Origin of the sequence: Actinoallomurus iriomotensis, assembly GCF_030269445.1 — a bacterium.
Taxonomy (GTDB): domain Bacteria; phylum Actinomycetota; class Actinomycetes; order Streptosporangiales; family Streptosporangiaceae; genus Actinoallomurus; species Actinoallomurus iriomotensis.
In genome coordinates, this window is sequence record NZ_BSTJ01000017.1 from 188,821 (window position 1) to 212,278 (window position 23,458).

Genomic DNA, 23,458 nt, shown 5'->3' on the forward strand with positions numbered 1-23,458 from the left:
TTTCGTTACAGATGATTTCGTATGCGCGTCTGAGACGTCTTTGCAGCCGACCAGCCCCGTGCCGGTCACGGCGCAGCACAGTGCCATCACGGCGGATGCCTTGAACGTGGGATTCATATTTTCCTCCAGTGAGAAAGCGATGTGGAGAACGCTATTGATCCGACGGCCCGGGAATCGTCACCGCACGGTGGACACCTGGAGGCGCGGCTTGTCCCCCGTGCGAGCTACAAGCGACTGTCCACCGCACGGTGACGATTTTCGGCCAGCGAATCCCTAGCGTTTCCATATCGCCGCGGCGCTCCCAGCCGCGGAATCCGCAAAGAAAAATCGCGAAGGAATCGTCATGCGATTGTTGAAGCAGCTGCTGCCCGTCATGGTGGTCGCTTTCATCGGCGGCCAGCTCGTGGCCGCGGTGCAGGACAATGCTGTTCTGTGCCTGGTCGTCGGTCTCGCGACGGCCGTGCTCGCGCTGTTCGTGTACGCCAAGGTGGTGCGGTGGTCCGAGCGCCGCCAGCCGGTGGAGGTGGCCGTCAAGGGCGCCACCGCTCGCGTCGGCCTGGGGGTGCTCATCGGCGTCGCGTGGTTCGGCGCCGTCATCGGGAACATCGCCTTCAACGGGGCCTACCGGGTCGACGGGTTCGGGTCGGTGACCGGCCCGGTCGGGTTGTTCGGCTACATGGCCGCCGCCGCGGTGACCGAGGAGCTGATGTTCCGCGGCGTGCTGTTCCGGATCATCGAGGGACGCACCGGCACCTGGGTGGCGCTGGTGGTGACCAGCGTGCTGTTCGGCGCGTACCACCTGCTCAACCCGGACGCCACTCTGTGGGGTGCGATCGCCATCGCGATCGAGGCCGGCGGCACGCTGGCGGCCGCGTACGTCGCCACCCGCAACCTGTGGGTGCCGATCGGCCTGCACTTCGGGTGGAACTTCGCCGAGGCCGCCATCTTCGGCACGGAGGTCTCCGGCAACGGCCAGAACGACGGGCTGCTGCACGGCGTGACGTCGGGTCCGGCGCTGATCACCGGCGGCCAGTTCGGGCCGGAGGCGAGCGGGTCAGCGGTCACGTTCGGCGTGCTGCTGACGATCGTGTTCCTGTGGGTGGCCCGCCGGCGCGGCAACCTCGTTCCCCGCCGGCGCGGCGCCCGGGCGGCCACGACCGCTACGGTCGCTCAGTGATCGACTACCGGCGGATCCCGGATCTGTGGCGACGGTGTGACGTCACGGTCCGGGATTTCCCGTTCGCGCTGTTCTTGTTCGCCGCGTCGCTGTTTCCGGCGTTCCACGGCTTCGGGACACAGCTCGGTGGGCTGGCGACCCGCCCCTTCGACGCCCTGACCCTCGCGGCGGTCGCCATCGAGGGCCTCCCGCTCGCCGTACGCCGCCGATGGCCGGCCGCCTGCCTGGCCCTGGTGTCGATCGGTTTCGCCCTCGACCAGCTCCGCGGTTACCACGAGGTGGCGGGCACCGCGCTGCCCATCGCGCTGCTGAGCGTGGGCGCCCATCTGGAACGTCGGCGGCGCGTCACCGCGGTCGTGTTCAGCCTGGGCTTCGTGTCGCTGGCGGTCGCGCTCCACCTGCTCGGCGGGACCGAGAAGGTGGACGGATTCGCGCTGTTCTACGTCTCGCTGGTCCTGGTGTGGGGGGTCGGATCCTGGCTGCGCGCGACCCGGGCCGCCGAGGCCGAACAGCGCCTACGCGTGGCCGAGGCGACTCGTACCGCCGAACGCACCCGCATCGCCCGCGAGCTGCACGACGTCGTGACCCACCACGTGACGGCGATGGTCGTGCAGGCCGAGGCGGCACGCTATCTGACCGCCGCGCCCGACCGCCTCGACGCGACCCTGAGCACCATCACCGACACCGGCCGCCGGGCCATCTCCGACCTGCGGCACCTGCTCGACCTGCTCAACCCCGACCACGACACCCCCGTCGACACCCCATCCGTCGGCGACCTGCACACGCTCGTGGAACAGACCCGCCGGGCCGGGCAGCCCGTGGAGTTCACCGAAGAGGGCGAACGGGCAGAATCGGTCGGCAGCGCCGAGTTCGTGGCCTACCGGGTGGTGCAAGAAGCACTGACCAACGCCCTCAAGTACGCTCACGGCAGCCGCACCACGGTCCACCTGTGCTACGGCGAGAAGGAGATCACCGTGCGGGTCGGCACCGACGGCTCCGGCGCACGGACCGCATCTCCTGGCGGAAGCGGGCGAGGCCTCGCCGGGCTCCGTGAGCGGGTCGACGCCCTGGGCGGCGAGTTCAGCGCCGACCGGCAGGCGAACGGCGGCTTCCTCGTACGCGCACGCATCCCCGCAGGGGACCCACGCTGACGCGTCTTCCCCTCGGTCACGCGTGGCGCATCCGACGGGCGTCGCTGACGATCTCCCTCAGCCGTTCGTGGTGCGCGCCCTTCCAGTAGAGCCGGTCGCAGGCCTGACAGCGGGCGAACTCGTCGTGGCAGCGGCGGGTGCCGGGTTCGAGGCGGTGCTCGATCTCCTCTTTGGCGACGGGGGCGAGCCGGCCGTTGCAGGCGGTGCAGCGCGTCCACGGACGCAGCGGCGGGGCGAACCGGTCGAGAAGGTCGTCGAACTGCTCATCGGGCCGGCTCCCGCGTACGAAGGCGCCGAACCACAGCTTGCGGCGGCGGAGGATGCCACGATCCTGGGTGAGCAGGATCCTGCGCTGCTCGTTGGCCATGTCGATGAGGGTGTCGTCGTCGAGATCGTTGCCGTACGCGGCGTCGACCCCGACGAGCCGTAGCCGCCGGGCGACGGTGCCGAGGTGAACGTCGAGCAGGAACCGGGGCGGATCGGGCGTCGGCTGCGGCCGCGAGACGGCGAGTACGGTGACGTGCTCCCCGTCGACGGGTCGATGCGACGCGGCGACGGGGCCGCCGTCCAGGAGCAGCGTGCCGACCTCCGGCAGGGGGACGCCGAGCGACTCGACCACGTGCCCCAGCGAGGACGTGCCGTCGACGGCGGCGTCGACCCGCCCGTCCCGGTGCCGGGACGCCAGGAACAGCCGCAGGTCGGGCGCGACCTCGATCAGGATGCCCACGCCTCCATTGTGGTCGCTCCCGTGCCGTGCGCGGCTACGGTCTCGGCCGGACCTGGTCGACGGCGACGGGCCCGAGCGTGCGGGCGTCGGGCCTTTTGCGCGTGGTCGCGGAGCCGCGGCCGTGAGTCCTGGACCTAATCCGTGGTCAGGGCCCGCTGCATGAGCAGCGTGTCGATCGAGCGGCCGTGCTTGTGTCCGACGCCGGTCAGCCGGCCCGCGGGCGCGAAGCCGAAACGCTCGTGCAGGGCGGTGGAGGCGCCGTTCCCGGTGTCCGCGATGACCGCGATCATCTGGCGCATGCCCGCCTGGGCGCATCGGGGCAGCAGCGTGCCGAGCAGCGCTCCGCCCAGCCCCCGGCCCGTCCGGTCCGAGGCGAGATAGATCGAGTCCTCCACCGTGTACCGGTAGGCCGGCTTGGGGCGCCACGGGCCGGCGTAGGCATACCCGACGACCTCGTCGTTGAGGTCGGCGACCAGGAAGGGCAGCCCCCGGCCGGCGAGGTCGTCGAGCCGCCCCTGCCAATCGGCGACGGTCGGCGGGGTCTGGTCGAAGGTGATCACGGTCTCGGAGACGTAGTGCGCGTAGATCTCGGCCACGGCCTCCAGATCAGCGGGAACGGCGGGGCGAATGACCGCTTCGGGGACTGCCACGGCATGCTCGTTTCTCTATAGTGAAATTCGTAGCTATTATAGAGAAATGCTTGTGGCGTTGGGCGTGCGCATCCAGGGGCTGCGACACGACCGGGGCCTGACTCTTCAGCAGCTGGCCGAGGCGGCCGACGTGAGCGTGGGCATGCTGTCGTCGGTGGAGCGCGGGCAGAAGGCCCCGACGATCGTGGTCCTGGCCCGCATCGCGGACGGCCTCGGTGTGTCTCTGGCCGACCTCGTCGCCGAGCCCGAGGACACCCGGATCATCGTGCGCCGCGCCGCCGACCAGGACAGCGTCGACGAGCCGGGAGGATGGCGGCGGACCGTCCTGTCGCCGGTCGTGCCCGGAGTGAACTTCGAGTGGATCCGCACGACCCTGCCTCCGGACTGCGACGCCGGCCGCTTCCCGGCGTACGCCCCGGGCTCCCACGAGTACGTCGTCGTCGAGTCCGGCACCCTCCGGCTGACCATCGCCGACACGCCCGTCGACCTGAACGAGGGCGACTCGGCCTACTTCGCCGCCGACGTCACCCACGGCTACGCCAACACGGGATCCGGGCCGTGCACGTACTACGTCGCCGCACTCATCATGCGCGCCCGTGTGGCCCAGCCACGTACCCGACATACGTCCCGTGGACTTCGGAGAGGGTGACTCAGCGCCACTGAAACCATCATTTCATTCCGATTTAATCGGTCGCCGCTAACTTTACTGCGGCTTATGAGCGGCCGATTTCGGAGGTTGGCGCAGGTGAAATTCTGGAGAGCCGGTACCCGGGCGGTCATCGCCCTTTCCATATTGATCACCGGCGCCGCCGGTGTGACCGCCGCGCGGGCCGAGGCGCAGACGCCGGGCGAGGTGCTCCAGGCGGGCGTGACGAAAGCGCGGTCGGACGACAACCTGCCCGGTGTCATCGGCATGGTCCGCGACGGCGACACGGTCGAGTACGCCCATGCGGGCTGGGGAGACATGTTCATGCGGGTGCCGGCGGACCCGAAGGCGCAGTTCCGCATCGGCAGCAACACCAAGCAGTTCACCTCCACCGTGCTGCTGCAACTGGAGGCCGAGCACAAACTGTCGCTCGACGACACCGTGGACCGGTGGCTGCCCGGCGTGGTGAACAAGAACGGCAACGACGGCAAGAAGATCACCATCAGGCAGTTGCTCAACCACACCAGCCGCCTGCCCGACTACATCTCGGACACGGCGTTCCGCAACGAATACATCGCGGATCTGAACAACGGCAAGCACTGGGATCCGCGGAAACTGGTCGACATCGCCATCTCGAATCCGCCGCTGGACAAGTTCGCCTACTCGAACACGAACTACATTCTCGCCGGCATGGTCATCAAGGCGGTGACCGGGAACGACCCGGCGACCGAGGTGAAGAACCGGATCATCGACCCGCTCGGCCTCAAGAACACCACCTTCCCGACCGACGACCCCAAGCTGTACGGGAACTGGCTGCACGGCTACGAATGGGTCCGGGACATCTCCTTCTCCAACGTCTCGGCGTTCGGGCCGGCGGGCGCGATCGTGTCCACGATGGACGACCTGGCGGACTTCGACCGGGCCCTGTTCTCCGGCCGCCTGCTGCCCCCGGCGCAGCAGCAGGAACTCGAGACGGTGGGCGGCTTCACCAACTACGCGCTCGGCGTGGGGCGGGTCGACACCAAGAAGTGCGGCGAGGTGTTCACCCACACCGGCGAGGTGCTCGGCTACGTGAGCACCTGGATCAGCAGCGCGGACGGCGAACGTCAGGTCGTGGTGGCCCAGAACGAATACCACGTGAGCCTGGTCACGGACAATGAGCCTGGCGTGACCGCTCAGTGGGACACGGCCGTGGACGCCTACTGCGCGACCGGGCGGTAGCGAGCCTCCAACGACGTCCTCCCTGCCCGCCCCGGTCGGGATGGCTAGCCGGGGAACGCGAGGACCTCGGCGCCGGGGCGGAACGGGCTCAGCAGGGCGGACTCCGTGCCGTGCAGTTCGCCGGCGACCAGGTCGGCCAGCAGCGGGGCGAGGGTGATGCCGTCGCGGGTCACCGCCGCGTACACGCGGTACGCGTGGTCCACGAAGCCCGCCGCCGTGCGGCCTCGGCACGGGCCCGCGTGCTGGGCGACGCGTACCTGTTCCACGTGGGCGCCGTCGGTGCCGGTCAGCAGTTCCGGCAGGCGGGACAGCAGTTCCGCGCCGATCCGGGGCGGCGGTGGCACCGCCGGGTCCGCGGCCGCGTCCAGGTCCGGGGCGCGCAGCAGCAGGCGGCCCCCGCCGTCCGGGCGTACGCTCAGGCGGTCCGTCGACAGGACGCGCGACAGCGGGGCCGTCACCGGTGTCGTGCTCGCCAGGAAGCCGCCCGTGTGCGCGCCCGGCATGCGCGAATCGAGCGTCGCGACGTCCAGCAGCATGCCGGTCCAGCGGCCCGCGCAGCTCACCACGTAGTCGGCGGTCCGCACGTCGCCGTCGGCGAGCACGACGTTCGCGCCCGACCCGTTCGACCGGATCTCCCGTACGGCGACGCCGGTCTCGACGTCGGCGCCGCCCGCGCGCGCCTCGGCCAGCAGGCGGCCGAGCAGCCGGGCCGGGAAGACGTGGGCCTCCTCCGGGAACAGCGCGTACTCGGTGCCGTCCGGCCGCGGGACCAGGCCCGGTTCCAGCTCGGCGGCCCGCGCGGCGGTGATCCACTCGACGGCGTAGTCGCGGCCCGCGAGCCAGTCCACCCGCCGGTTCAGCTCCTCCAGGCCCGCTCGCTCCGTCGCCCACACCAGGTGCCCGGTCGGCACGAACGCGTCGCTGCCCAGCGCGTGGTGGGCGTGGACGGCCGCGTGGGCCAGCGTGTGGTACGGCTCCGACTCCGTGTGATCCGCGGTGACCAGGCCGAATGACGCGCCGGTGGTGCCGGCGCCGGCGAAGCGCTCCTCCAGCACCGTGACCCGCGCGCCGCGGCGGGTCAGTCCGGCCGCGACGGCGGCGCCCACGATGCCCGCTCCGATGACCACGACTCGCACGAGGGCTCCTTTCGCTCCCCCGCGGCTCGCGGAGGCCTTGATCGCGACGGTAGCGAAGAGAGGGGGCGCGATCACCGATGTTCGGGCTGGTCAGATGGTGTGTCGCGGCTCGCGTCGGGTTCGCTCGGCCCAGCGGGCGAGTGCCGGCAGGGGTGCGGAGCACGCGACGAACACCGCGGCGACGAGGAGCCAGCCCGCCGCCCCGAGCCCGGTGAGCGTCAGCGTGAACACCGCGGGCGCGAACATCTGCACCGTCGCGGTGGCCCCCTCCGACGCTCCCTGGTACGCCCCGCGTGCGTGTTCGGGCATCAGGGGGATCGACAGCCCCCAGCTCGCCGCGACGAACCCCAGCTCACCGGCCACGTGGAAGAGCGACGCGACGATGACGACCGACGCGGCGACCAGGACCGGCCCGGCGGACGTCGTCGCCAGCAGCACACAGCTCACCGCCAGCGCGACGCCCGACCACACCGCCGTACGGGCGGAGGCGCCGACGCCGCGCGCCAGCCGGGCGGCCGGCACCTGGAGAACGGCGATCCCGACCGAGCTGATCACCACGACCGCGCCGCTCAGCGACAGCGGGAGCCGGCCCGTACGGGAGATCCACAGCGGGAGGCCCGTGGACAGCATCGCCCAGCACAGGGACAGCACCGCCGTGGCCCCGGCGACGGCCAGGTACGGGCGGTCGCGCAGGACCAGCCGCGCGCCGGTCGTACGGGAGCGGGCGACCGGCGCCACCGCGGGCACGGTCGCGGTCACGGCCGCCAGTACGAGGAAGCTGGCCGCGTCGCCCGCGATCGCCGCCAGATAGCCGCCGGGCCGGTCGGCCGACAGGACCAGCGCGCCGAGTCCGGCGCCGACGGCGTACCCGACGTGCTGGGCGACGCGTTGCCCGGCCAGGGTCCGCATCCGCTCGGCGTCGCCGGGGACCAGCCCGGCCACCATCGCGGTCCGCGCCGCGGTGGCGCCGTTGGCCGGCGCGGTGAACAGGACGGTCACCGCGAGGAACGCCCAGGTGCCGTGGATGACCAGGTATCCGGCCATCGCCGCCGCCCGTACGACGGTGATCGCGACGAGCACGCCGCGCGGACCGTACCGGTCGGCGAGCGCCCCGATCGGCACGGCCAGGGCGAGCCCGGCGCCGCCGGCCAGCGTCATGGCCAGGCCGACGGTGCTCGGGGACAGCCGCAGGATCCGGGTGAAGTACAGCGCCCAGATGGTGAACCACAGGCCGTCACCCAGTGCCGAGATCCCGCGTCCCCAGAGCAGCCGCCGCAGCCCCGGCCGTACCGCCGAGAGCGCCATCGTTGCCACCGCGCCACCTTTCAGAGAAGCCTGAAAGGTGAATGTAGGTCGGTACGCGACGACGGCGCAAGCACCATTCACGGTTCCATGAATGGTGATAGCCTGGCCGGCATGTCGGATTGGGTCGATCCTCGGCACCCGGTGACCAGCGCGGTGACCGCGCTCGCGCGGGAGCTCGCCGATCCGATCCGGCTCACCGCCCTGCAGCTCCTCGCCATCGAGGGCCCGCACACGCTCAGCCAGCTCGCCGACGCGCTCGGCGTGACAGCGCCCCGCCTGGGCAACCACCTGGCGCGGCTGCGTACGGCCGGGCTCGTCGAGGTCGAGCACACCGGACGGCACGCGGTCTACCGCGCGGCCGCCCCCGGCCTCGGTGACGTGCTCACCGCGCTGTCCCGGTACGCGCACGCCGACCCGGAGGCGGGGCCGCGGCGTGCCGGTGCCACCGCCGACGCGACGCGGACCTGCTACGACCACCTCGCCGGGCGGCTCGGCGTCGCGGTGTTCGGCGCGCTCGTCCGGCGGGGCGCGCTGACGGACGACGGCCGGAGCCTGGGGCCCGACCCCACGCTCTTCGGCGAGCTCGGCGTCGACCTCGCGGCGGTCGATCCGGGCCGCCGCAAGCTCGCCACCGCCTGCCTGGACCGTACGTGGCGGCTTCCGCACCTCGGCGGGGCGCTCGGCCGCTCCGTGCTCGACGCCTTCCTCGACCAGGGGCTCGTCGCGCCGGCCGGCGGCCGGGACGTGACGGTGACGGCGGAGGGCGCCGAGCGGCTGCCCGTCCTGCTGCCCGGCTTCACCCCGTCCTGAGGCGCGCGAGCCGATAGCCGCCGGGCGTGACGCCGTAGTAGCGGGTGAACCAGCGCGTGAAATGGGCCTGGTCGGCGAACCCCGTACGGGCCGCGACGTCGCTCAGCGGCTCGCCGGCGGCGATCAGCCGCCGGGCCGCCCGTAGCCGCAGCTGCCGCTGGTAGTCGCTCGGCGCCATCCCGTACGCCGACCGGAACGCGCGGTAGACCGCGTAGCGGGTACGGCCGGTCGCGGCCGCGAGGTCGTCGGCGGTGACGTCCTCCAGATACGTGTCGTGGATGACGTCCCGCGCGAGCGCGGCGACCGTCGGCTCGGCGGCGGTGGGCCGTTCGGGCCGCCACCCGGTGGCGCGGCGGGTGAGGCACGCGACCGTGGCCGCGAGCAGTTCGTCGCGCCGCAGGGCCGGCGCACCGCCGACCAGCGCGCGGTGCAGGGCGTCGACGTGCCGCGCGGCGGCCGGATCGTCGATCACCGGCTCGGCGAACAGCGGCAGACCGGCGGGGCGTCCTCCCCGGTCGGAGAGCACGTCGCGGACGAGATCCGGCCCGATGTGCACCATGCGGTAGGTGAAACCGAGCCCGTCGGCGGCGTGACCGTCGTGCGGGTCGTCGGGATTGAACGCCATCACCATGCCGCTCGCGCTGGTGTGCGCCCCGCCGCGGCAGGTGAACGACTGGGCGCCGCTCTCCGTGACGCCGAAGGAGTAGGACTCGTGGCTGTGCCGGTGGTAGACATGCCGCTCGAAGTGGGCGTGCATGGCCTCCAGCGGCCGATCACCCGAGTGCCAGTAACGGGACCAATCGCGTGGCACCGCTCCATTGTCGCCCGTGACCGGCGCACGAGCGTTCAAGACCCCCGGCGGGCGGCCGCGCCAGGATCGGGCCATGCGATTCGACACCAAGATCGGCATTGTCGTCCGGGAGGATCTGGCCGTCTGGCAGAAACTCAATGTGACCGCGTTCCTGGCCGGCGCGGTCGCCGCGAACCACCCCGAGGTCATCGGCGAGCCGTACGAGGACGGCTCCGGCACCGGATACCTGTCGATGTTCCGCCAGCCCGTGCTCGTCTACGCCGCCGGCGCCGAGGCGCTCGGCCGGGTGCGCGGCGCGGCCGTGAACCGCTCCCTGGACGTCGCCGTCTTCACCGAGGACATGTTCAAGACCGGGCACGACGAGGCCAACCGCGCCGCCGTCCGCGCCGTGCCGGCCGAGGAGCTGGCGCTGGTCGGCCTCGCCGTGTTCGGGCCGAAGAACCCCCTGGACAAGACCCTCAAAGGGCTGCCCCTGCACCCGTGAGCGTCAGGACAGCGTCACGTCGTCGAACTTGGCCGACGTCGGGTCGCCGAAGTAGCCGTCGTCGTGGCTCAGCAGCGTCAGGGTGTACGCGTGGCCGCCGACGACCGGAGCCTCGGCCTTCTCCCACGTGTTGTAGTACGTGCAGGTGCGGGGCAACACCGTACTGGTGACGCCGGTCGTGTCGTCGCGCAGCGAGACGGTCACCCAGTCGTAGCGCACCTTGTCCGGGCAGCTGACGTTGTACCAGAACGACAGCCTGCGGTTGCCGCGCACGGCGGTGAAGTTCTGCCGGATGACGGAGTCGCCCTTCTTCGGATCGTCGGGGTAACCGAGCAGCGCCGCGTACCTTCCGCTGTGCGGATGGTCCTTGGTCACGCCGGTCACCACGCCCGCGGACGTCCAGCCGGCCAGCGAGCCGGTCTCGAAACCGCCGTTGACGAGCGGCCGCAGGGCCGCGGCCGCCGTACGTGCCGGAGCGCCGCCCGTGACGGCGTGGTCCGCGACGGCGCGCGGTGCGGGGGCGCCGGGGCCGGGGCGGGCGGCCGCCAGGGCCAACCAGGACACGCCCGCCTCGCGAACCCGGCTCGCCTCGGCCCGGCCGGCGCGGAAGGCGTCCACGCCGTCGGGTGTGCCGAGCCCGGTCGGGCCGTCGTAACCGGGGCCCGCGGTGCAGAGGTACGCCGGAGTGCAGGTGCCGGTGCTGCCCTGGACGATGTCGTGCAGCTCGTCCGGATGGGCGTACGGGACCGCGGCCGCGTACCCGGTGCCCGGCAGCGACGCGGCCAGGGCGTACGCCCCGGCGATGATCGGCGCCGCCGCGCTGGTGCCGCCGACGACCTGCCAGCCGCCGAACCCGAACGTGTCGTACACCGCGACGCCCGTGTGCGGGTCGGCGACCGCCGCGACGTCGGCGACGGTGCGGCGCGAACAGCCGGTGTCCTTCTGCCACGGCGGCTTGGGTGCCTGCGTCGAGCAGCCGGAGCCCGAACCGCTCCACGCCGTCTCGTCCCAGCCCCGCGCGTTGGACGCCCGGCTGAGTGTCGTGCCGCCGACCGCGGTGACGTGCGGGGCCGTGGCCGGGAACAGCACGCCGTAGCCGCTGTCGCCGGAGGCCGCGGTGATCGCCACGCCCGGGTGGTCGAAGTGCTGGAAGTCGGAGGCGGCCGCCGAGGCCGACTCCGCGCCGCCGTAGCTGTTGGAGATGTACTTCGCGCCGAGGCGTACGGCGGTGTCGACGCCCTGGCCCAGGCCGGGGATCGAGGGCTCGTCGGCCTCGACGAGGAGGATCCTGCAGTTGGGGCAGGCCGCCGAGACCATGTCGAGGTCAAGGGACATCTCCTCGGCCCAGCTGGTGTCGGCGTGGGGCAGCCGGGTGCTGCCGTCGGCGTTGACCTTGCGGAAGCAGCCGTTCGCGGTGGTGCACGGCGGCAGGCCGTACTGCGCGCGGTAGACGGCGAGGTCGGACTCGGCCTTCGGGTCGTCGAAGACGTTGATGATGGCGACCGTCTGGCCCTTGCCGGCGGTCGCGGTCGGCAGCCGGTAGGCGTCGCGCAGCTCGCGCGCGCCGAGCCCGGTGGGCGCGTGCTGCGGCTGGATGCCGTGCTGCGGCCTCACATCGGTGCGCACGAGCGCGAGGCAGGTCACCATGCCCGGCTTGGACGTGTCCGGGCACGCCCGCTTGACCGGCAGGCCCGCGAGGGGATCGACGCCGGCGTCCGCAGAGCCGACGCCGCGGACCGGCACGGAGACGAACGCGAGCGCGGCCAGCACGGCGAGGCCCGCCCGCCGGGTGAGGATGGACACCATCTGCTCCCTTCACCCGCGGTGACGTGCGGGGCCGTGGCCGGGAAATGCGGCCGCGGAGCCGGCGCGCATGAATTCAATTCCCGCGACCGCTCGCGTCAATCGGCCCACTGAGCTGCGAAGAGTTGGTCCTGCGCTGCAATTTCGCGCGTTATGGAGCGATTAACAGCTATTTATTGAGCTACTTTTCATCTGGTCGAATACCCGATCGTCCTGCCTCCATCGACAACCCATGCCGAGGCAGGTACCATGCGTGGCATGGAACAGGGTGATGCATTGAACCTCCTCACGCAGATGCGTAGGGGCGCGCTGCCCTACTGCGTGCTGGCGCTGTTGCGCGACGAGCAGCGCTACAGCGTCGAGATCATCCGCCTTCTCGGCGAGGTCGACGGGATGGTCACCAGCGAAGGGACCATCTACCCCTTGCTGTCCCGGCTGCGCCGGCAGGGACTGGTCGAAACGACATGGCAGGAGTCCACCACCGGTCCGCCGCGGCGCTACTACCGGCTCACCTCGGCCGGGCGCCAGGCGCTGAACGTTTTCGCCGGGGAGTGGGACCGATTCAGCGACGCCGTGAAGTACTTCATAGGGAAGGGAAATTGAAAGCGATGACGGCTACGGACGAACTGATCGAGGACTACCTCGGCCGCCTCGAGACGGCGGCTCGCACGCTGCCGTCGGCCCAGCGAGCGGAGCTGCTCGCCGAGATCAAGGCCCACATCGAGATCACGCTGTCCCAGGAGCGGCACCAGGACGAGGCGACCGTACGCACCGTCCTCGACCGCCTCGGCACGCCGGAGGACATCGTCCGCGAGGCGGGCGCCGAGGCGGAGCCCTCACCTCAGGCGGCGGCCACGGGGCGACGCGGGGTGGGTGCCTTCGAGCTCGTGGCGGTCATCCTCCTGCTGATCGGCGGCATCGTCCTACCCGGCCTCGGCTGGGTGATCGGGGTGGTGCTTCTGTGGGCCTCCGCTCGTTGGACGACCCTCGACAAGCTGATCGGCACCCTGATCTTCCCCGGAGGGCTGGCCGTCGCCGTCTGGCTTTTCTTCTTCTGGAGTCGTGGGTCCAGTACCTGCTCCCCGGACGGCGCCTGTAAGAGCTCGGGAGCCGGAGTCGCCTCGACCATCATCCTGGTCACCGTGGTCGGCTCGATCGGATCGGCCGCATACCTGCTGCGCCGCGCGAAACCCCCCGCGATGTGACCTTCCGGCCCACAGAGGGTGCTCTGGCAGGAGCGATCGGGGGCAGGGCACACTGGGGCGTACCTGGTGGCATCGGGATGTACGGGAGAGAGCACTGGCTTCCACGCGAGAGACCGGCGCGCCCGAGGCGCCGGTCGGTACCGAACGTTCGGCGGCCCCGCGGTTCGCCGCGGAGGCCGTCGCCTGGGTGGCGACGCCCTGGGCGCTGGCCTCCCACTCGCCGGTCCTCGCCGGTGTGGCGCTGCTGCTCCTGATCGGGCTCCCTGCCGTGTTCGCCACGCCCGGCGACAAGACCCAGGTTCCGGTCGCCGTGCCCGGCTGGGTCACGGTCGCGCTGGTCGTGCTGCAACTCCTCGCCGCGGTCACCGCGTCCTGGGCGGCCTGGCCGGTGCCGGTGGCGCTGCTGGTCTGGGCGCTGGTCATCGGCACCATCTACAGCGAGATCCCGCGCTGGCGGCGGCTCACCGGGGGCGACCTCGTCGCCACCGGCCCGGCGCACCTGGTGAACGAGGGGCTGGCGTTCCTCTTCGAACTGCTCGCGCTGGCGATGCTCGCCTGGTGGGGCGCGACCGTCGGGAGCGGGCTCGCCCTGCACCTGATTCTGGGCATCGGCACGCCGCTGGCGGCGGCGGTCGTGTGGGGGCTGTTCGCCGCGCCGAAGGCCCGGGTGGCACTGCCGCTCGCCGGGGTCCTCGCGGTGAAGGCGCTCGTCTTCGGCTCGGCGATGATCTGCCTGGACGTGCTCGGGCACCGTACGCTCGCGGTCCTGTTCGGCGTGCTCGTCACCGCCAACACCGTGATCGCCACCCTCGACCGCGAGGCCGCCTTCCTCAAGGTGGACGTCTCGCGGTGGACCGGCATGAACCGCTGACCAGGAACGGGCATCCGATCGGCTGTTCATCTCCGGACTTTCGGTTGATCGGGTGTGACCGTCTGGTCGATGTGGAGCCCGGTGCGCGTTCGCCAGTCTGGCCGGGAGCCCGCGGTGGGCGCGGGCACCGGGAGGAGATGGGATGCGCGGAGCGCGAGGGCGCCGGCGAATGGCGATACCGATCGTGGTGTCTCTTGTCATGCCGTTGACCGCGATGGTGCCGCCGGCGGGCGCCGCCGTGCCGCGGGCGAACGGCGACTGGCCGACCTGGCAGGGCGACCGGCTCGGGTCGCGGTTCAATTCGGCCGAACACGCCATCACGCCGGCCAATGTCGGCGGGCTGAAGTTGAGGTGGGCCTTCGCGTACCCGAAGGAGGCCGGCACGCCACGCAGCCAGCCCGCGGTCTCCGGCGGCACGGTCTACTTCGGCGGCCCGGACGGCAAGATGTACGCCCGCGACGCCCGTACCGGCGGCGCGCGGTGGACCTTCGACCTGACCACGGTCGGCACCGGCGGCACGCAGGTACAGGACGGCCCGGCGGTCTCCGGCGGCCGGGTCTACTTCGGCGACATCCGCGGCTACCTGTACGCGGTGGACCGGCGCAGCGGGCGGCTCGACTGGGTGACGCGGCTCGACGCGACACCCGGCGCGGTCGTCACCAGCTCGCCGATCGTCTTCGACGGCCGGGTGTACGTCGGGGTGTCCAGCGGCGAGAACGTCGCCGGTAAGGACCACGCCTGCTGCACCTTCCGGGGGCACCTCGACGCCCTCGACGCCCGTACCGGGAAGGTCGCCTGGCGCTACTACACCGTGCCCAAGCCCAAGCGGGACGGCACCTGGCCGAACGGTCTGCCGAGGTACGCGCCGTCCGGCGGCGGGGTCTGGAGCAGCCCGGCGGTCGACCCGGAGACGCACACCGTGTACGTCGGCACCGGCCAGAACTACACCGGCAGCGGCGGGCACTTCGACTCCGTACTGGCGCTGGACACCCGTACCGGGCGGGCCCGCTGGACCAGGAAGATGACCGACGTCGACACCTGGCGGGCCGAGTGCGGCAGCCAGGACCCGGCGGACCAGAAGTACTGCCCGAACCTCCCGGACGGCACCGCGCTGGACTTCGACCTCGGCGCCGCGCCGAACCTGTTCACCATGGGCGGGCGGCGCCTGGTCGGCATCGGCCAGAAGGTCGGCGTGTACCACGTGCTCGACGCCCGTACGGGCAAGGCGGTCTGGCGGCGGCAACTGTCCACGCCGATGCCGAACGGCGGCCTGTCCGGCATCCAGTGGGGTTCGAGCTACGACGGGCACCGGCTGTACGTCGCGACGTACATGGCCGACCCGGGCACGCTGTTCGCGCTGGACCCGGCCACCGGGCACGTGCTGTGGCAGGCGCCGAGCCCGGCGGACGGCTGCACGACGGGCGGTGCGGCGAAGTACCCGGACATCTGCCAGCGCGGCTTCACCCCGGCGGTGACCACGACGCCCGGCCTCGTCTGGGAGGGCGGCATGGACGGCAAGATGCGCGCCTACTCGGCGGACACCGGCCGGGTCCTGTGGAGCTACGACACGATGCGGGACGTCCAGGGCGTCAACGGCCTGCCGGGCCGGGGCGGCGCCCTGTCCGGCGGCGGCGGCGCGGTCGTCTCGCACGGCCTGCTCTACACGCAGACCGGCTACGCCTTCACCCCGTACCCGAACGACCGCGGCTCCGCGCTGATGGTCTTCGGCCGCTGACCGGCGGCGGCGGCCCCCGCGCGAGGGGCCGCCGCTCTCCCGCGTCAGTTCCAGAAGGTCACCTCCGGACAGGCCGGCGAGGGCCCGTCCAGCAGGGGCTCGGGCCGGTTCCGGAGGTGGCGGTCGAAGAAGGCCCCGACGTAGGCCCGCGTGATCTGCACCGCGCGGGTCCCGGAGATGTCCGTGCCGAAGTCGAGGCCGAGCTCGTCGGCGAGCGGATGCAGGTCGGTGAAGGAGGAGTGCTGCGTGCCGGCGACGGTGATCCAGCGTCGCCACCCGGTCAGGTGCCGCCACGCGTCGTTCCAGGTCGCGTCCTTGGACGACGGCGTGTGCCCGGCCGCGGTCCCCATGAGCAGGAACGGGCGGGACAGCCCGGTGACGGGCGTGTTGATCGTGCCGTCCATGTCGATCCCGGCCCGTACCCGCCGGTCGGCCGCCATGGTCACGGCCGTGGAGTCTCCGCCGAGGGAGTGCCCGGCCATGCCGATCCGCGAGGAGGAGACGCCGCCCTTCCACGCGGGGTGCGAGCCGGTGAGCCGGTCGAGGACGAACGACACGTCGGCGGCCCGGCCGGCGGCCAGCTTCCGCGCCAGGGCGGGCGTCGGGTCGGCCTCGCACACGACACACGTGGTGGTGTGGCCGTCGGGGAAGGTCTCACCGAAGTTCTCGTAGGTGTGGTCGACCGCGGCGACCGCGTAGCCCCGGCTCGCCAGGTCCTCGCCCAGCGAGGTGAGGGACGAGCGCGGCAGGGAGAACCCCGGGGAGAGCACGACCAGCGGATGCCGGCCGCGGGTCGGCGTGGCGTCGGTGTACGCGTCGGTGCGGGTCCGGCTCAGCGTGTCGGGCGCCACGGTGGTGATGCCCTCTCCCTTGAGCAGCAGCGCCGACTCCTGCGGGGTCATGTACGCGGCGCGCGTGCCCCCTGCCGCCGACGCCGGGTACCAGAGCGACACCATCAGCCGGCGCGCGCCCGACACCGGCACCCACGGGTCCGTACGCGAGGAGTCGACCAGCTGCAACGTCGTGACGCCGACCGGGCGAGGGCCGGTCGGCCGGGGCAGGCCGAGCTCGGGTTCCGCGGCCGCCGGGGTGGCGGCGGTGCAGGTGAGGAGGGTGGCGGCCAGCAGGCCGCCGATGATGGATTTCCGCATGGACCGCAGCCTCCAGCCGATGCGACGACGATCACGTCCGCCGGTCGTTGATCGGCCGGCTACGACTTTCGTTGGCGGCCGGTACGACGATCGTCGTGGGTCGGGGCGACTCGCCGCCCGTACGCTCGGGCCATGGAGCGACACCGGACGATCGAGCGGCTGAGGCGGATCGACCGCCTGATCGATCCGGCCCTCCCGTGGATCCTCGGCGCGGCCGTCTGCCTGCTGTCCGTGGTGTCGGTCGAGGGCTTCCTCGGCGAGCTCTTCCCGGCGGCGGCCGGTCCGGCGGCCGTGTGGGTCCGGTTCCTGGCCATCGCGACCTGCGTGGCGTCCGGAGTCGCGGCCGGTCTCGCCCGGCGCCGGCGATGGCCCGTGTTCGTGCTGGCGGCGGTGGGCTGGGTGTGGCTGGCGCTCTGGCCCGCGGTGATGGTCGCCGCGTACTACGCCGGTACGAACCTGCGGCGGGCGCGCGTGGTGCCCTTCGGCCTGGCGACGCTCGCGGTCACCGGAATGTCGATCGGGACCGGGGTCGCGGTCGGCGGACCCCGGTATCTCGCGACCGCGACCTTCCCCAACCTCGCGATCCTGCTGGCCGTACTCGTGTGCCTGCCGCTGGCCACGGGTCTGTGGGTGAACGCGCGGCGGCTCGCCGTCGACGCGCTGCGCGAGCGCGCCCGGCGGCTGGAGCGTGAGCAGGCCGCCCGCGCCGAGCAGGCGCGGGCGCAGGAACGGACGCGGATCGCCCGGGAGATGCACGACGTCGTCGCCCACCGCGTCTCCCTGATGGTGCTGCACGCGGGGGCGCTGGAGGTCGGCGCCGGCGACGAGCGCACCGCCGAGGCGGCCGCCCTGATCCGCGGCATCGGCCGCGAGGCGCTCAGCGACCTGCGGAACGTCCTTGGGGTGCTCCGTTCGCCGTACGCGGGTGCGGCCACGGTGCCCCAGCCGACGCTGACCGATCTCGACCGGCTGCTCGACCAGACCAGGAGCCTGGGCATCGACGTCACCCGGCGCGACGAGGGCACGGTCCGGGCGCTCCCGGACCTGGTCGAGCGGACCGCCTACCGTGTCGTCCAGGAGGCCCTGACCAACGTGCACAAGCACGCAGGCGGCGCGTCCACCGAGGTCGTCCTGCGCTATCTTCCGGACGAGATCGAGGTGGCGGTGCGCAACGGCCCCGGCGAGGGGTCGCGAGAGCCGCTCCCCGGCGCGGGCCTGGGCCTGAGCGGACTGCGGGAGCGCGTCGGCCTGCTGGGAGGCGAGTTCGAGGCGTGCCCGCGGCCGGACGGCGGGTTCGGGATGATCGCCAGGCTGCCGGCCGGGGGAGGTGCCGGGTGATCAGGGTGCTGGTCGTCGACGACGAGGCGCTCGTACGGTCCGGACTGCGCCTGATCCTGGAGGCGGCGGGCGACATCGTCGTGGTGGGCGAGGCGCGGGACGGCACCGAGGCCGTGGCCGCGGTCGAGCGGCTCCGCGCCGACGTCGTGCTGATGGACGTCCGGATGCCCGGCATGGACGGGCTGACCGCCGCCGAGCGGATCGTGCGCCGGGACGACCCGCCCAAGGTGATCATGCTCACCACGTTCGACCTGGATGAACACGTACACCGGGCACTGCGGGCCGGCGCCGTCGGATTTCTGCTGAAGGACACTCCGCCGCGCGACCTGGCCTCCGCCGTCCGCACGGTCGCGGCCGGCAACGCGATGCTGGCCCCCACCGTGACCAGGCGGCTGATCGGGTCGTTCGTCGAGCGGGGTCCGTCACACGCCGAGGCGGCCCACGAACGCTTCGCCGTCCTCACCACACGGGAACGTCAGGTCGTACGCGCGGTCGCCCGCGACCTGTCCAACGCCGAGATCGGCCGCGAGCTCACGATGCGGGAGGCCACGGTGAAGACGCACGTCAGCCGTGCGCTCGCCAAACTCGGGCTGACCAACCGCGTCCAGGCGGCGATCCTGGTGTACGAGGCCGGCCTACTGTGACGCGCCGCGGTTGGCGCGGACCCGGCTCGCCAGCCAGCCGGCGTACCCGGCGGTGCCCGCCAGGCCCAGGAGCCGCGTCCTCTTCGTCGTCAGGGCCAGCCCGAGCGCGACCTCGATCGCACCGTTGCGGTAGGTCCACTGGCGGGTGTCGTCGGGGAAGGCGGCCTTGGAGATCGGGTCGAACACCTGCGGAGCGGCGAAGTGGGCCGCCCCGGTCCCGGCAAGGAGAATTCCGGCGATACGCAACATCGGAAGGCCTTTCAGAGGGGGAAACCCCGACCATAGCCCTCCGGCGGTTATCCACAGGCCGTACCAAGGACCTTTCTCCCGCCGACCCGAGCGCCCGACAATAGAAATGGGGGGCCCCGGCGGGGGAGGGCTTCGGCGTTCTCAGGCTCCCGGGCGGAAGTTGAGGATCAGCCGGTCGCTGACCGGGCGGAAGCCGATGCGCTGGTAGACGCCGTTGCTCGTCGGGTTGGCCAGGTCGGTGAACAGCACGACGTGCGAGGCGCCGGCGTCCAGCGTCGCCCGGGCCAGGGCCGCGGTGACCGCGGCTCCGTACCCGCGCCGGCGGTGTTCGGGCGGCGTGTAGACCGGGCCGATCCGCGCCATCCCCGACACCACGCGCGTACGGGCCGCCAGCGTCACCGGGCGGCCGTCCACCTCCCACAGGAGCACCCCGTCGTAGCCGATGCGGTCGTCGATCAGCGCGGCGTTCGTCAGGCCGCCGGCCGACGCCTCCTCCTCGAACGCCCTGAACCAGTCGAACACGAGGCCGTGGTCGGCGCCGGTGGCGACGCGTGGCAGACCGTCCGGGCGCGGGTCCGGCGGCTCCAGCCGATCCAGGCGGAACAGGCGCTGGCGCATGTGCACCTCCGCGACCGCATCCGTCCGCTTCTCCCAGATGTCGGCGAACGCGCGGGCCGCCGACGGGTGGCCGCTGACCCCGGGCAGGACGACGCCACGGTCGGCCAGTGCGTCGGCGAGCACGGCGGCCGCCTGGTCCGGCACCGCGCTCAGCTGCAGCGGGAAGGTGCCGGTCTGCAGGAGCGTGCCCCGTACGCCCGCGTCCGGGCGCCACCAGCCGAACAGCGGCCCCTCGCCGAAGACGTCCGCGCCTTTCGCCCGCAGGGTCTCGACCACGCCCAGGGGCACGGTGTTCTCCACCGGGTCGGCGCGTAGGAAGTCGCCGGCCTCGGTGAGGTAGGCGTCCAGATCACCCGTGATGTTCCAGCCCATGCTCCATGGTGGACGCGATCGGGGCCGCCGCGCATCCGGATTTCCGGCGGCGTGTGCGCTCACCGGGGGCGGATCTCCCAGAAGCCACCGTCGGCGGTGGCGCCGCGCAGCCCGCACACCGTCTCCGGGCCGGCCAGCGCGGGCAGGCGGGCGTCGTGGAGTGAGGCGAAGGCGAAGGTTCGCCGCGGGTCCCAGCCGGTGCTGTACCGCAGGCGGCGGCTCAGCTGGGCGAAGCCGAGCGGGGCGGCGACCACCACCCACGCGTCCGGTGCCGGAGCGGTCAGCCGCCGGGCGGACCGCAGCCAGGACGCGGCCGTCTCCGGCCAGTCCACCGTGGTGATGATCTCCCTGCCCGGCCGCTGCCAGGCGGCGGCGAAGGCCCGGGCGGCCGTTCGGGAGGCGTCATCGCGGCCGTGACCCACCACGACGGTCTGGATCCGCCCCGTCAGCAGCCCGATGAGAGCGGCGAGCTCCGCGTCGGTGTGGCGGGACGGCGGCGACGGTTCACCGTACGCGGCCACCTCGGCCGCGGCGACCAACGGCGAGCGGGACGGCCCGCGTTCGTACCGGAGAGTCATGTGTTCGCCTTCCATCGCGCGTACTCCTCGGGCAGACAGACGGCGCATGGCCGGTAGCCGGCCGCGGCGGCGGTGGCCTCGTCGGCGAAGAACACCCGATGCCGGACATAGCCACCGCGCGCGATGGCTCTCAGCGCCGAAGGGCAGTCCAGCCGCCCGTACATCCGCTGCTGCCGGTGGCCGCCGAGCGTGCCCGGTGTGAGGCTGCGGTAGGGACGTCCGTCCGTGGCGATCAACGTGTAGACGCGAGCAGCGGACATGGGTCAGGTGGCGTCGTGGAAGACCAGGCCGAGGGCGCGGCGGCGGCCCGTCCGTACGGTGCTGACGCCGTGGCGTACGGCGCCGGCCGACCAGCCGCGCTTGGTGCGGACGGGGCGGTCGCGGGTGGTGAAGATCAGGCCGTGGCCCTGTTCGAGGACCCGTACCGTGCCGCGGGACTGGGCGCGGGGACGCTGTTCGACCAGGAGGAACTCGCCGCCGGTGTAGTCGGTGCCGTGTTCGTCGAGGCCGATCACGACCTGGAGCGGGAACAACATGTCGCCGAACACGTCGCGGTGCAGGGCGTTCCAGTCGCCCGCGTGATAGCGCAGCAGGATCTGCGCCGACCGGGCCTGCCCGGCCTCGTGGCACAGCGCCAGCCATTCGGCGAGGTCGTCGGGCCAGGGCGCGGGACGGCCGAGGCGGGCCGCCCAGTCACGGGCGATGGGCAGCAGATGAGGGTAGAAGGCCTCGCGCAGGCCGGCGATCGGATCCGGCAGGTCGTGGGTGAAGTACCGGTACTCGCCGGAGCCGAACCGGTGCCGGGCCATGTCGATCGTGGTCCGGAACAGCTCCTCCCGGTCGTACAGGGCGGCGATGTCGCGGCACTGTTCCGGCGTGAGCAGCCGCGGCGTGAGCGCGCAGCCGTGCGTGTCCAGCTCCTCGGCGAGCGCCGTCCAGTCCGCCGCGTCCACGTTCCGTCCACTGTCGTCGGTCATCACCCTTCCACTGTGCGGCAGGGAGAAGACGTCCGCTGGCGGAAAACGGACGGCACGTTCGCCCGGCGGGTCAGGCCGTCACGGTGCGGGTGGCGTGCGCGGCGGCGGCGAAGGCCCTGATGATCGGGTGGGGGCGGCTGCCGTCGCCCGCCAGCTCGGGCTGAAACAGCGTGGCCAGATGGAACGGGTGACCCGGCAGCTCGGCGATCCGTACCTCGCCGTTCTCGTCGGCGCCGCTGAACCGCATCCCGCGCTCGCGCAGCACGTCGAGGAACGCCTGGCTCAGCCCGTACGAGCAGTGGTACCGCTCGACCGTGTGCTCGGCGCCCAGGATCCGCCGGGCCAGCGAGCCGTCCGCCACCCGTACGACGCCCTCGTGCCCGACGAGCGAGCAGGCCAGCGGCGTGATCAGCGGGTCGCCGGTGGCGGACGGGTACTCGGCGTGGTCGGCCGAGGCGAGCCCGCAGACGTTCCGCGCGTACTCCAGGAGGGCGTGCTGGAAACCCCCGCATGTACCCAGGAACGGGATGTTCCGCTCCCGTGCGGTACGGGCGGCGGCGACCGCGCCGGCCAGGCTGCGGTACGGGCTGCCCGGCACCAGCCAGATCGCGTCGAAGCCGTCCACCGCGCCGTCGGCCTCTTCGGTCGGGATCCAGTACGCGTCCAGGACCAGGCGGTCGCGCTCCGCGAGCGCCGCGAGCAGCGTGGGGATCCGGACGTGCGCCCGTACGTTCGGGGAGCGGTCACCGACCAGGGCGATCCGCGGGGTGAAGGTGTCCATGCGGTCATCCTGGACGCGAGAGCGAGTTCAGCGCCAACGATGATCTCGTGACTTGTCATCAGTGATACTTATGTGGCGTGGACACGCACCTGCTCCGCACGTTCGTGGCGGTGGCCCGGCACGGCTCGTTCACCGCCGCGGCGACCGAGCTCGGCTACACGCAGTCGGCCGTCTCCCAGCACGTCGCCGCGCTCGAGACCGACCTGCGGACGCCGCTGCTGCGCCGCCGCCCGGTCGCGCTCACCGACGCGGGCGCCCGGCTGCTCGAACACGCCGAGCCGCTGCTCCTGCGTCTCGCCGCCGCGCGCGCCGACGTCACCCGTCTCGTCGCCGCGCCCGCCGAACACCTCGTCGTGGGCGCCTCCGCGCTGGCGCTCGGCGGCGGGCTCGCGGGCGCGCTGGCGGCGGTACGGTCCCGGCGACCGCTCGTGTCCCCGACCGTCCGGGTGCTCGAACGCACCGAGATCGCGGCGCGGGTCGCCGACGGCACCCTGGACCTCGGCCTCGTCGACGGCGTCGCGGCCCCGACCGACCCGCTGCCCCTGCCGGACGTGGGCCCGCTGAGCGCCGTCGCGGTGGCCCAGGCTCCGCTGGCCGTCCTGCTGCCGCCCGGCCATCCGCTGGAGGGCCGGCGCGGGCTCCGCCTGGCCGACCTGGCCGACGCCCGCTGGATCGACGCCCCCGAGGCCGCGATGCCCCTCGACCGGCTGCGTGCCGCGAGCGGCTCGGACGGGTTCCGGCCCTCACTGCGCTACGAGGGCACCGACGTACGCGGCCTGATCGCCCTCGCGCTCGCCGGGCACGGGCTGGCGCTGCTGCCGGAACCGGCGCTGGACGGCGTGGCGGCCGGGGTCCCGGTGCCCCGGCTCGTCCACCGCGTCGAACTGCTGCACGGCGGCCTGACCGACGGCCCGGCCGCGCTCCTCGCCGCCGCGCTCACCGGCTGAGACAGGGCCGGGCTACCAGGTCTGAGGATGTGCCCGCGCGCCCATGCGACGAGCGTCGGTTGCAGGAGAGT

General features: G+C 72.6%; 26 protein-coding genes. 13 read left to right on the forward strand and 13 right to left on the reverse strand.

What is annotated here, in order from left to right; all coding sequences use genetic code 11:
• Positions 1-343 precede the first annotated feature (343 nt).
• Complete coding sequence (locus QSK37_RS46880) at positions 344-1,177, forward strand: CPBP family intramembrane glutamic endopeptidase (RefSeq protein WP_285635257.1); 834 nt, start codon at positions 344-346, stop codon at positions 1,175-1,177.
• Complete coding sequence (locus QSK37_RS46885; protein WP_285635260.1) at positions 1,174-2,328, forward strand: sensor histidine kinase; 1,155 nt, start codon at positions 1,174-1,176, stop codon at positions 2,326-2,328. The genes QSK37_RS46880 and QSK37_RS46885 overlap by 4 nt, the downstream gene beginning before the upstream one ends.
• 16 nt (positions 2,329-2,344) lie before the next feature.
• On the opposite strand, the gene QSK37_RS46890 is transcribed toward QSK37_RS46885, so the two are convergent.
• Positions 2,345-3,055 (reverse strand): Mut7-C RNAse domain-containing protein, encoded by a 711-nt coding sequence (locus tag QSK37_RS46890; RefSeq protein WP_349498051.1) that lies wholly within the window; start codon positions 3,053-3,055, stop codon positions 2,345-2,347.
• 134 nt (positions 3,056-3,189) lie between these two features.
• On the reverse strand, positions 3,190-3,705 hold the full coding sequence (locus QSK37_RS46895) for a GNAT family N-acetyltransferase (protein ID WP_285635263.1): 516 nt from the start codon (positions 3,703-3,705) through the stop codon (positions 3,190-3,192).
• A gap of 46 nt (positions 3,706-3,751) precedes the next feature.
• Between QSK37_RS46895 and QSK37_RS46900 the strand changes: the two genes are divergently transcribed.
• Positions 3,752-4,354, forward strand: a complete 603-nt coding sequence (locus QSK37_RS46900) for a helix-turn-helix domain-containing protein (RefSeq protein WP_285635266.1) — start codon at positions 3,752-3,754, stop codon at positions 4,352-4,354.
• 96 nt (positions 4,355-4,450) lie between these two features.
• Positions 4,451-5,572, forward strand: a complete 1,122-nt coding sequence (locus QSK37_RS46905; RefSeq protein WP_285635269.1) for a serine hydrolase domain-containing protein — start codon at positions 4,451-4,453, stop codon at positions 5,570-5,572.
• A 44-nt stretch (positions 5,573-5,616) separates the two neighbouring features.
• Here QSK37_RS46905 and QSK37_RS46910 read toward each other — a convergent pair whose 3' ends face one another.
• Entirely contained in the window at positions 5,617-6,708 is a 1,092-nt protein-coding gene (locus tag QSK37_RS46910) for an NAD(P)/FAD-dependent oxidoreductase (protein ID WP_285635271.1), read from the reverse strand.
• Positions 6,709-6,798: 90 nt separating this feature from the next.
• Positions 6,799-8,013 (reverse strand): MFS transporter, encoded by a 1,215-nt coding sequence (locus tag QSK37_RS46915; RefSeq protein ID WP_285635363.1) that lies wholly within the window; start codon positions 8,011-8,013, stop codon positions 6,799-6,801.
• Positions 8,014-8,124: 111 nt separating this feature from the next.
• Here QSK37_RS46915 and QSK37_RS46920 point away from each other — a divergent pair, with 111 nt between their 5' ends.
• Entirely contained in the window at positions 8,125-8,823 is a 699-nt protein-coding gene (locus QSK37_RS46920; RefSeq protein WP_285635273.1) for an ArsR/SmtB family transcription factor, read from the forward strand.
• On the opposite strand, the gene QSK37_RS46925 is transcribed toward QSK37_RS46920, so the two are convergent.
• Positions 8,810-9,634, reverse strand: coding sequence for an AraC family transcriptional regulator (locus QSK37_RS46925; protein ID WP_285635275.1), 825 nt, complete (start codon positions 9,632-9,634; stop codon positions 8,810-8,812). The two genes, QSK37_RS46920 and QSK37_RS46925, sit on opposite strands and share 14 nt — an antisense overlap.
• A gap of 73 nt (positions 9,635-9,707) precedes the next feature.
• On the opposite strand from QSK37_RS46925, the gene QSK37_RS46930 reads away from it, so the two are divergent.
• On the forward strand, positions 9,708-10,118 hold the full coding sequence (locus QSK37_RS46930; protein WP_285635277.1) for a DUF2000 domain-containing protein: 411 nt from the start codon (positions 9,708-9,710) through the stop codon (positions 10,116-10,118).
• A gap of 3 nt (positions 10,119-10,121) precedes the next feature.
• Here QSK37_RS46930 and QSK37_RS46935 read toward each other — a convergent pair whose 3' ends face one another.
• Positions 10,122-11,921: a S8 family serine peptidase gene (locus QSK37_RS46935; protein WP_285635279.1), complete on the reverse strand. Its 1,800-nt coding sequence runs from the start codon at positions 11,919-11,921 to the stop codon at positions 10,122-10,124.
• Between the two features lie 258 nt (positions 11,922-12,179).
• On the opposite strand from QSK37_RS46935, the gene QSK37_RS46940 reads away from it, so the two are divergent.
• From QSK37_RS46940 to QSK37_RS46955, 4 genes are all read left to right on the forward strand, one after another.
• Complete coding sequence (locus QSK37_RS46940) at positions 12,180-12,524, forward strand: PadR family transcriptional regulator (RefSeq protein WP_285635281.1); 345 nt, start codon at positions 12,180-12,182, stop codon at positions 12,522-12,524.
• 5 nt (positions 12,525-12,529) lie between these two features.
• Positions 12,530-13,126, forward strand: a complete 597-nt coding sequence (locus QSK37_RS46945; RefSeq protein WP_285635283.1) for an HAAS signaling domain-containing protein — start codon at positions 12,530-12,532, stop codon at positions 13,124-13,126.
• Between the two features lie 187 nt (positions 13,127-13,313).
• On the forward strand, positions 13,314-13,997 hold the full coding sequence (locus QSK37_RS46950; protein ID WP_285635285.1) for a YrdB family protein: 684 nt from the start codon (positions 13,314-13,316) through the stop codon (positions 13,995-13,997).
• A 169-nt stretch (positions 13,998-14,166) separates the two neighbouring features.
• Positions 14,167-15,732, forward strand: coding sequence for an outer membrane protein assembly factor BamB family protein (locus QSK37_RS46955; protein ID WP_285635287.1), 1,566 nt, complete (start codon positions 14,167-14,169; stop codon positions 15,730-15,732).
• 44 nt (positions 15,733-15,776) lie between these two features.
• On the opposite strand, the gene QSK37_RS46960 is transcribed toward QSK37_RS46955, so the two are convergent.
• Entirely contained in the window at positions 15,777-16,883 is a 1,107-nt protein-coding gene (locus tag QSK37_RS46960; RefSeq protein ID WP_285635289.1) for an alpha/beta hydrolase family protein, read from the reverse strand.
• Positions 16,884-17,015: 132 nt separating this feature from the next.
• Here QSK37_RS46960 and QSK37_RS46965 point away from each other — a divergent pair, with 132 nt between their 5' ends.
• Both QSK37_RS46965 and QSK37_RS46970 read left to right on the forward strand, forming a co-directional pair.
• A complete protein-coding gene (locus QSK37_RS46965; protein ID WP_285635292.1) occupies positions 17,016-18,221 on the forward strand; it encodes a sensor histidine kinase in 1,206 nt (401 codons plus the stop codon).
• Positions 18,218-18,865 (forward strand): response regulator, encoded by a 648-nt coding sequence (locus QSK37_RS46970; RefSeq protein ID WP_285635295.1) that lies wholly within the window; start codon positions 18,218-18,220, stop codon positions 18,863-18,865. Before QSK37_RS46965 ends, QSK37_RS46970 begins: the two co-directional genes overlap by 4 nt.
• Here QSK37_RS46970 and QSK37_RS46975 read toward each other — a convergent pair.
• From QSK37_RS46975 to QSK37_RS47000, 6 genes are all read right to left on the reverse strand, one after another.
• A complete protein-coding gene (locus QSK37_RS46975) occupies positions 18,857-19,114 on the reverse strand; it encodes a DoxX-related protein (RefSeq protein WP_285635298.1) in 258 nt (85 codons plus the stop codon). The two genes, QSK37_RS46970 and QSK37_RS46975, sit on opposite strands and share 9 nt — an antisense overlap.
• Before the next feature lie 141 nt (positions 19,115-19,255).
• Positions 19,256-20,104 carry a GNAT family N-acetyltransferase gene (locus QSK37_RS46980; RefSeq protein WP_285635301.1) on the reverse strand — a complete coding sequence of 283 codons (849 nt, stop codon included), beginning with the start codon at positions 20,102-20,104 and terminating at the stop codon, positions 19,256-19,258.
• 59 nt (positions 20,105-20,163) lie between these two features.
• On the reverse strand, positions 20,164-20,682 hold the full coding sequence (locus tag QSK37_RS46985) for a hypothetical protein (RefSeq protein WP_285635302.1): 519 nt from the start codon (positions 20,680-20,682) through the stop codon (positions 20,164-20,166).
• Positions 20,679-20,942 carry an Ada metal-binding domain-containing protein gene (locus QSK37_RS46990; protein WP_285635305.1) on the reverse strand — a complete coding sequence of 88 codons (264 nt, stop codon included), beginning with the start codon at positions 20,940-20,942 and terminating at the stop codon, positions 20,679-20,681. The genes QSK37_RS46985 and QSK37_RS46990 overlap by 4 nt, the downstream gene beginning before the upstream one ends.
• Positions 20,943-20,945: 3 nt before the next feature.
• Positions 20,946-21,659 (reverse strand): 2OG-Fe(II) oxygenase, encoded by a 714-nt coding sequence (locus QSK37_RS46995; protein ID WP_285635307.1) that lies wholly within the window; start codon positions 21,657-21,659, stop codon positions 20,946-20,948.
• 70 nt (positions 21,660-21,729) lie between these two features.
• Positions 21,730-22,440 (reverse strand): CTP synthase C-terminal region-related (seleno)protein, encoded by a 711-nt coding sequence (locus tag QSK37_RS47000; protein ID WP_285635309.1) that lies wholly within the window; start codon positions 22,438-22,440, stop codon positions 21,730-21,732.
• Between the two features lie 77 nt (positions 22,441-22,517).
• Here QSK37_RS47000 and QSK37_RS47005 point away from each other — a divergent pair, with 77 nt between their 5' ends.
• On the forward strand, positions 22,518-23,387 hold the full coding sequence (locus QSK37_RS47005; protein WP_285635311.1) for a LysR family transcriptional regulator: 870 nt from the start codon (positions 22,518-22,520) through the stop codon (positions 23,385-23,387).
• Positions 23,388-23,458: the final 71 nt, after the last annotated feature.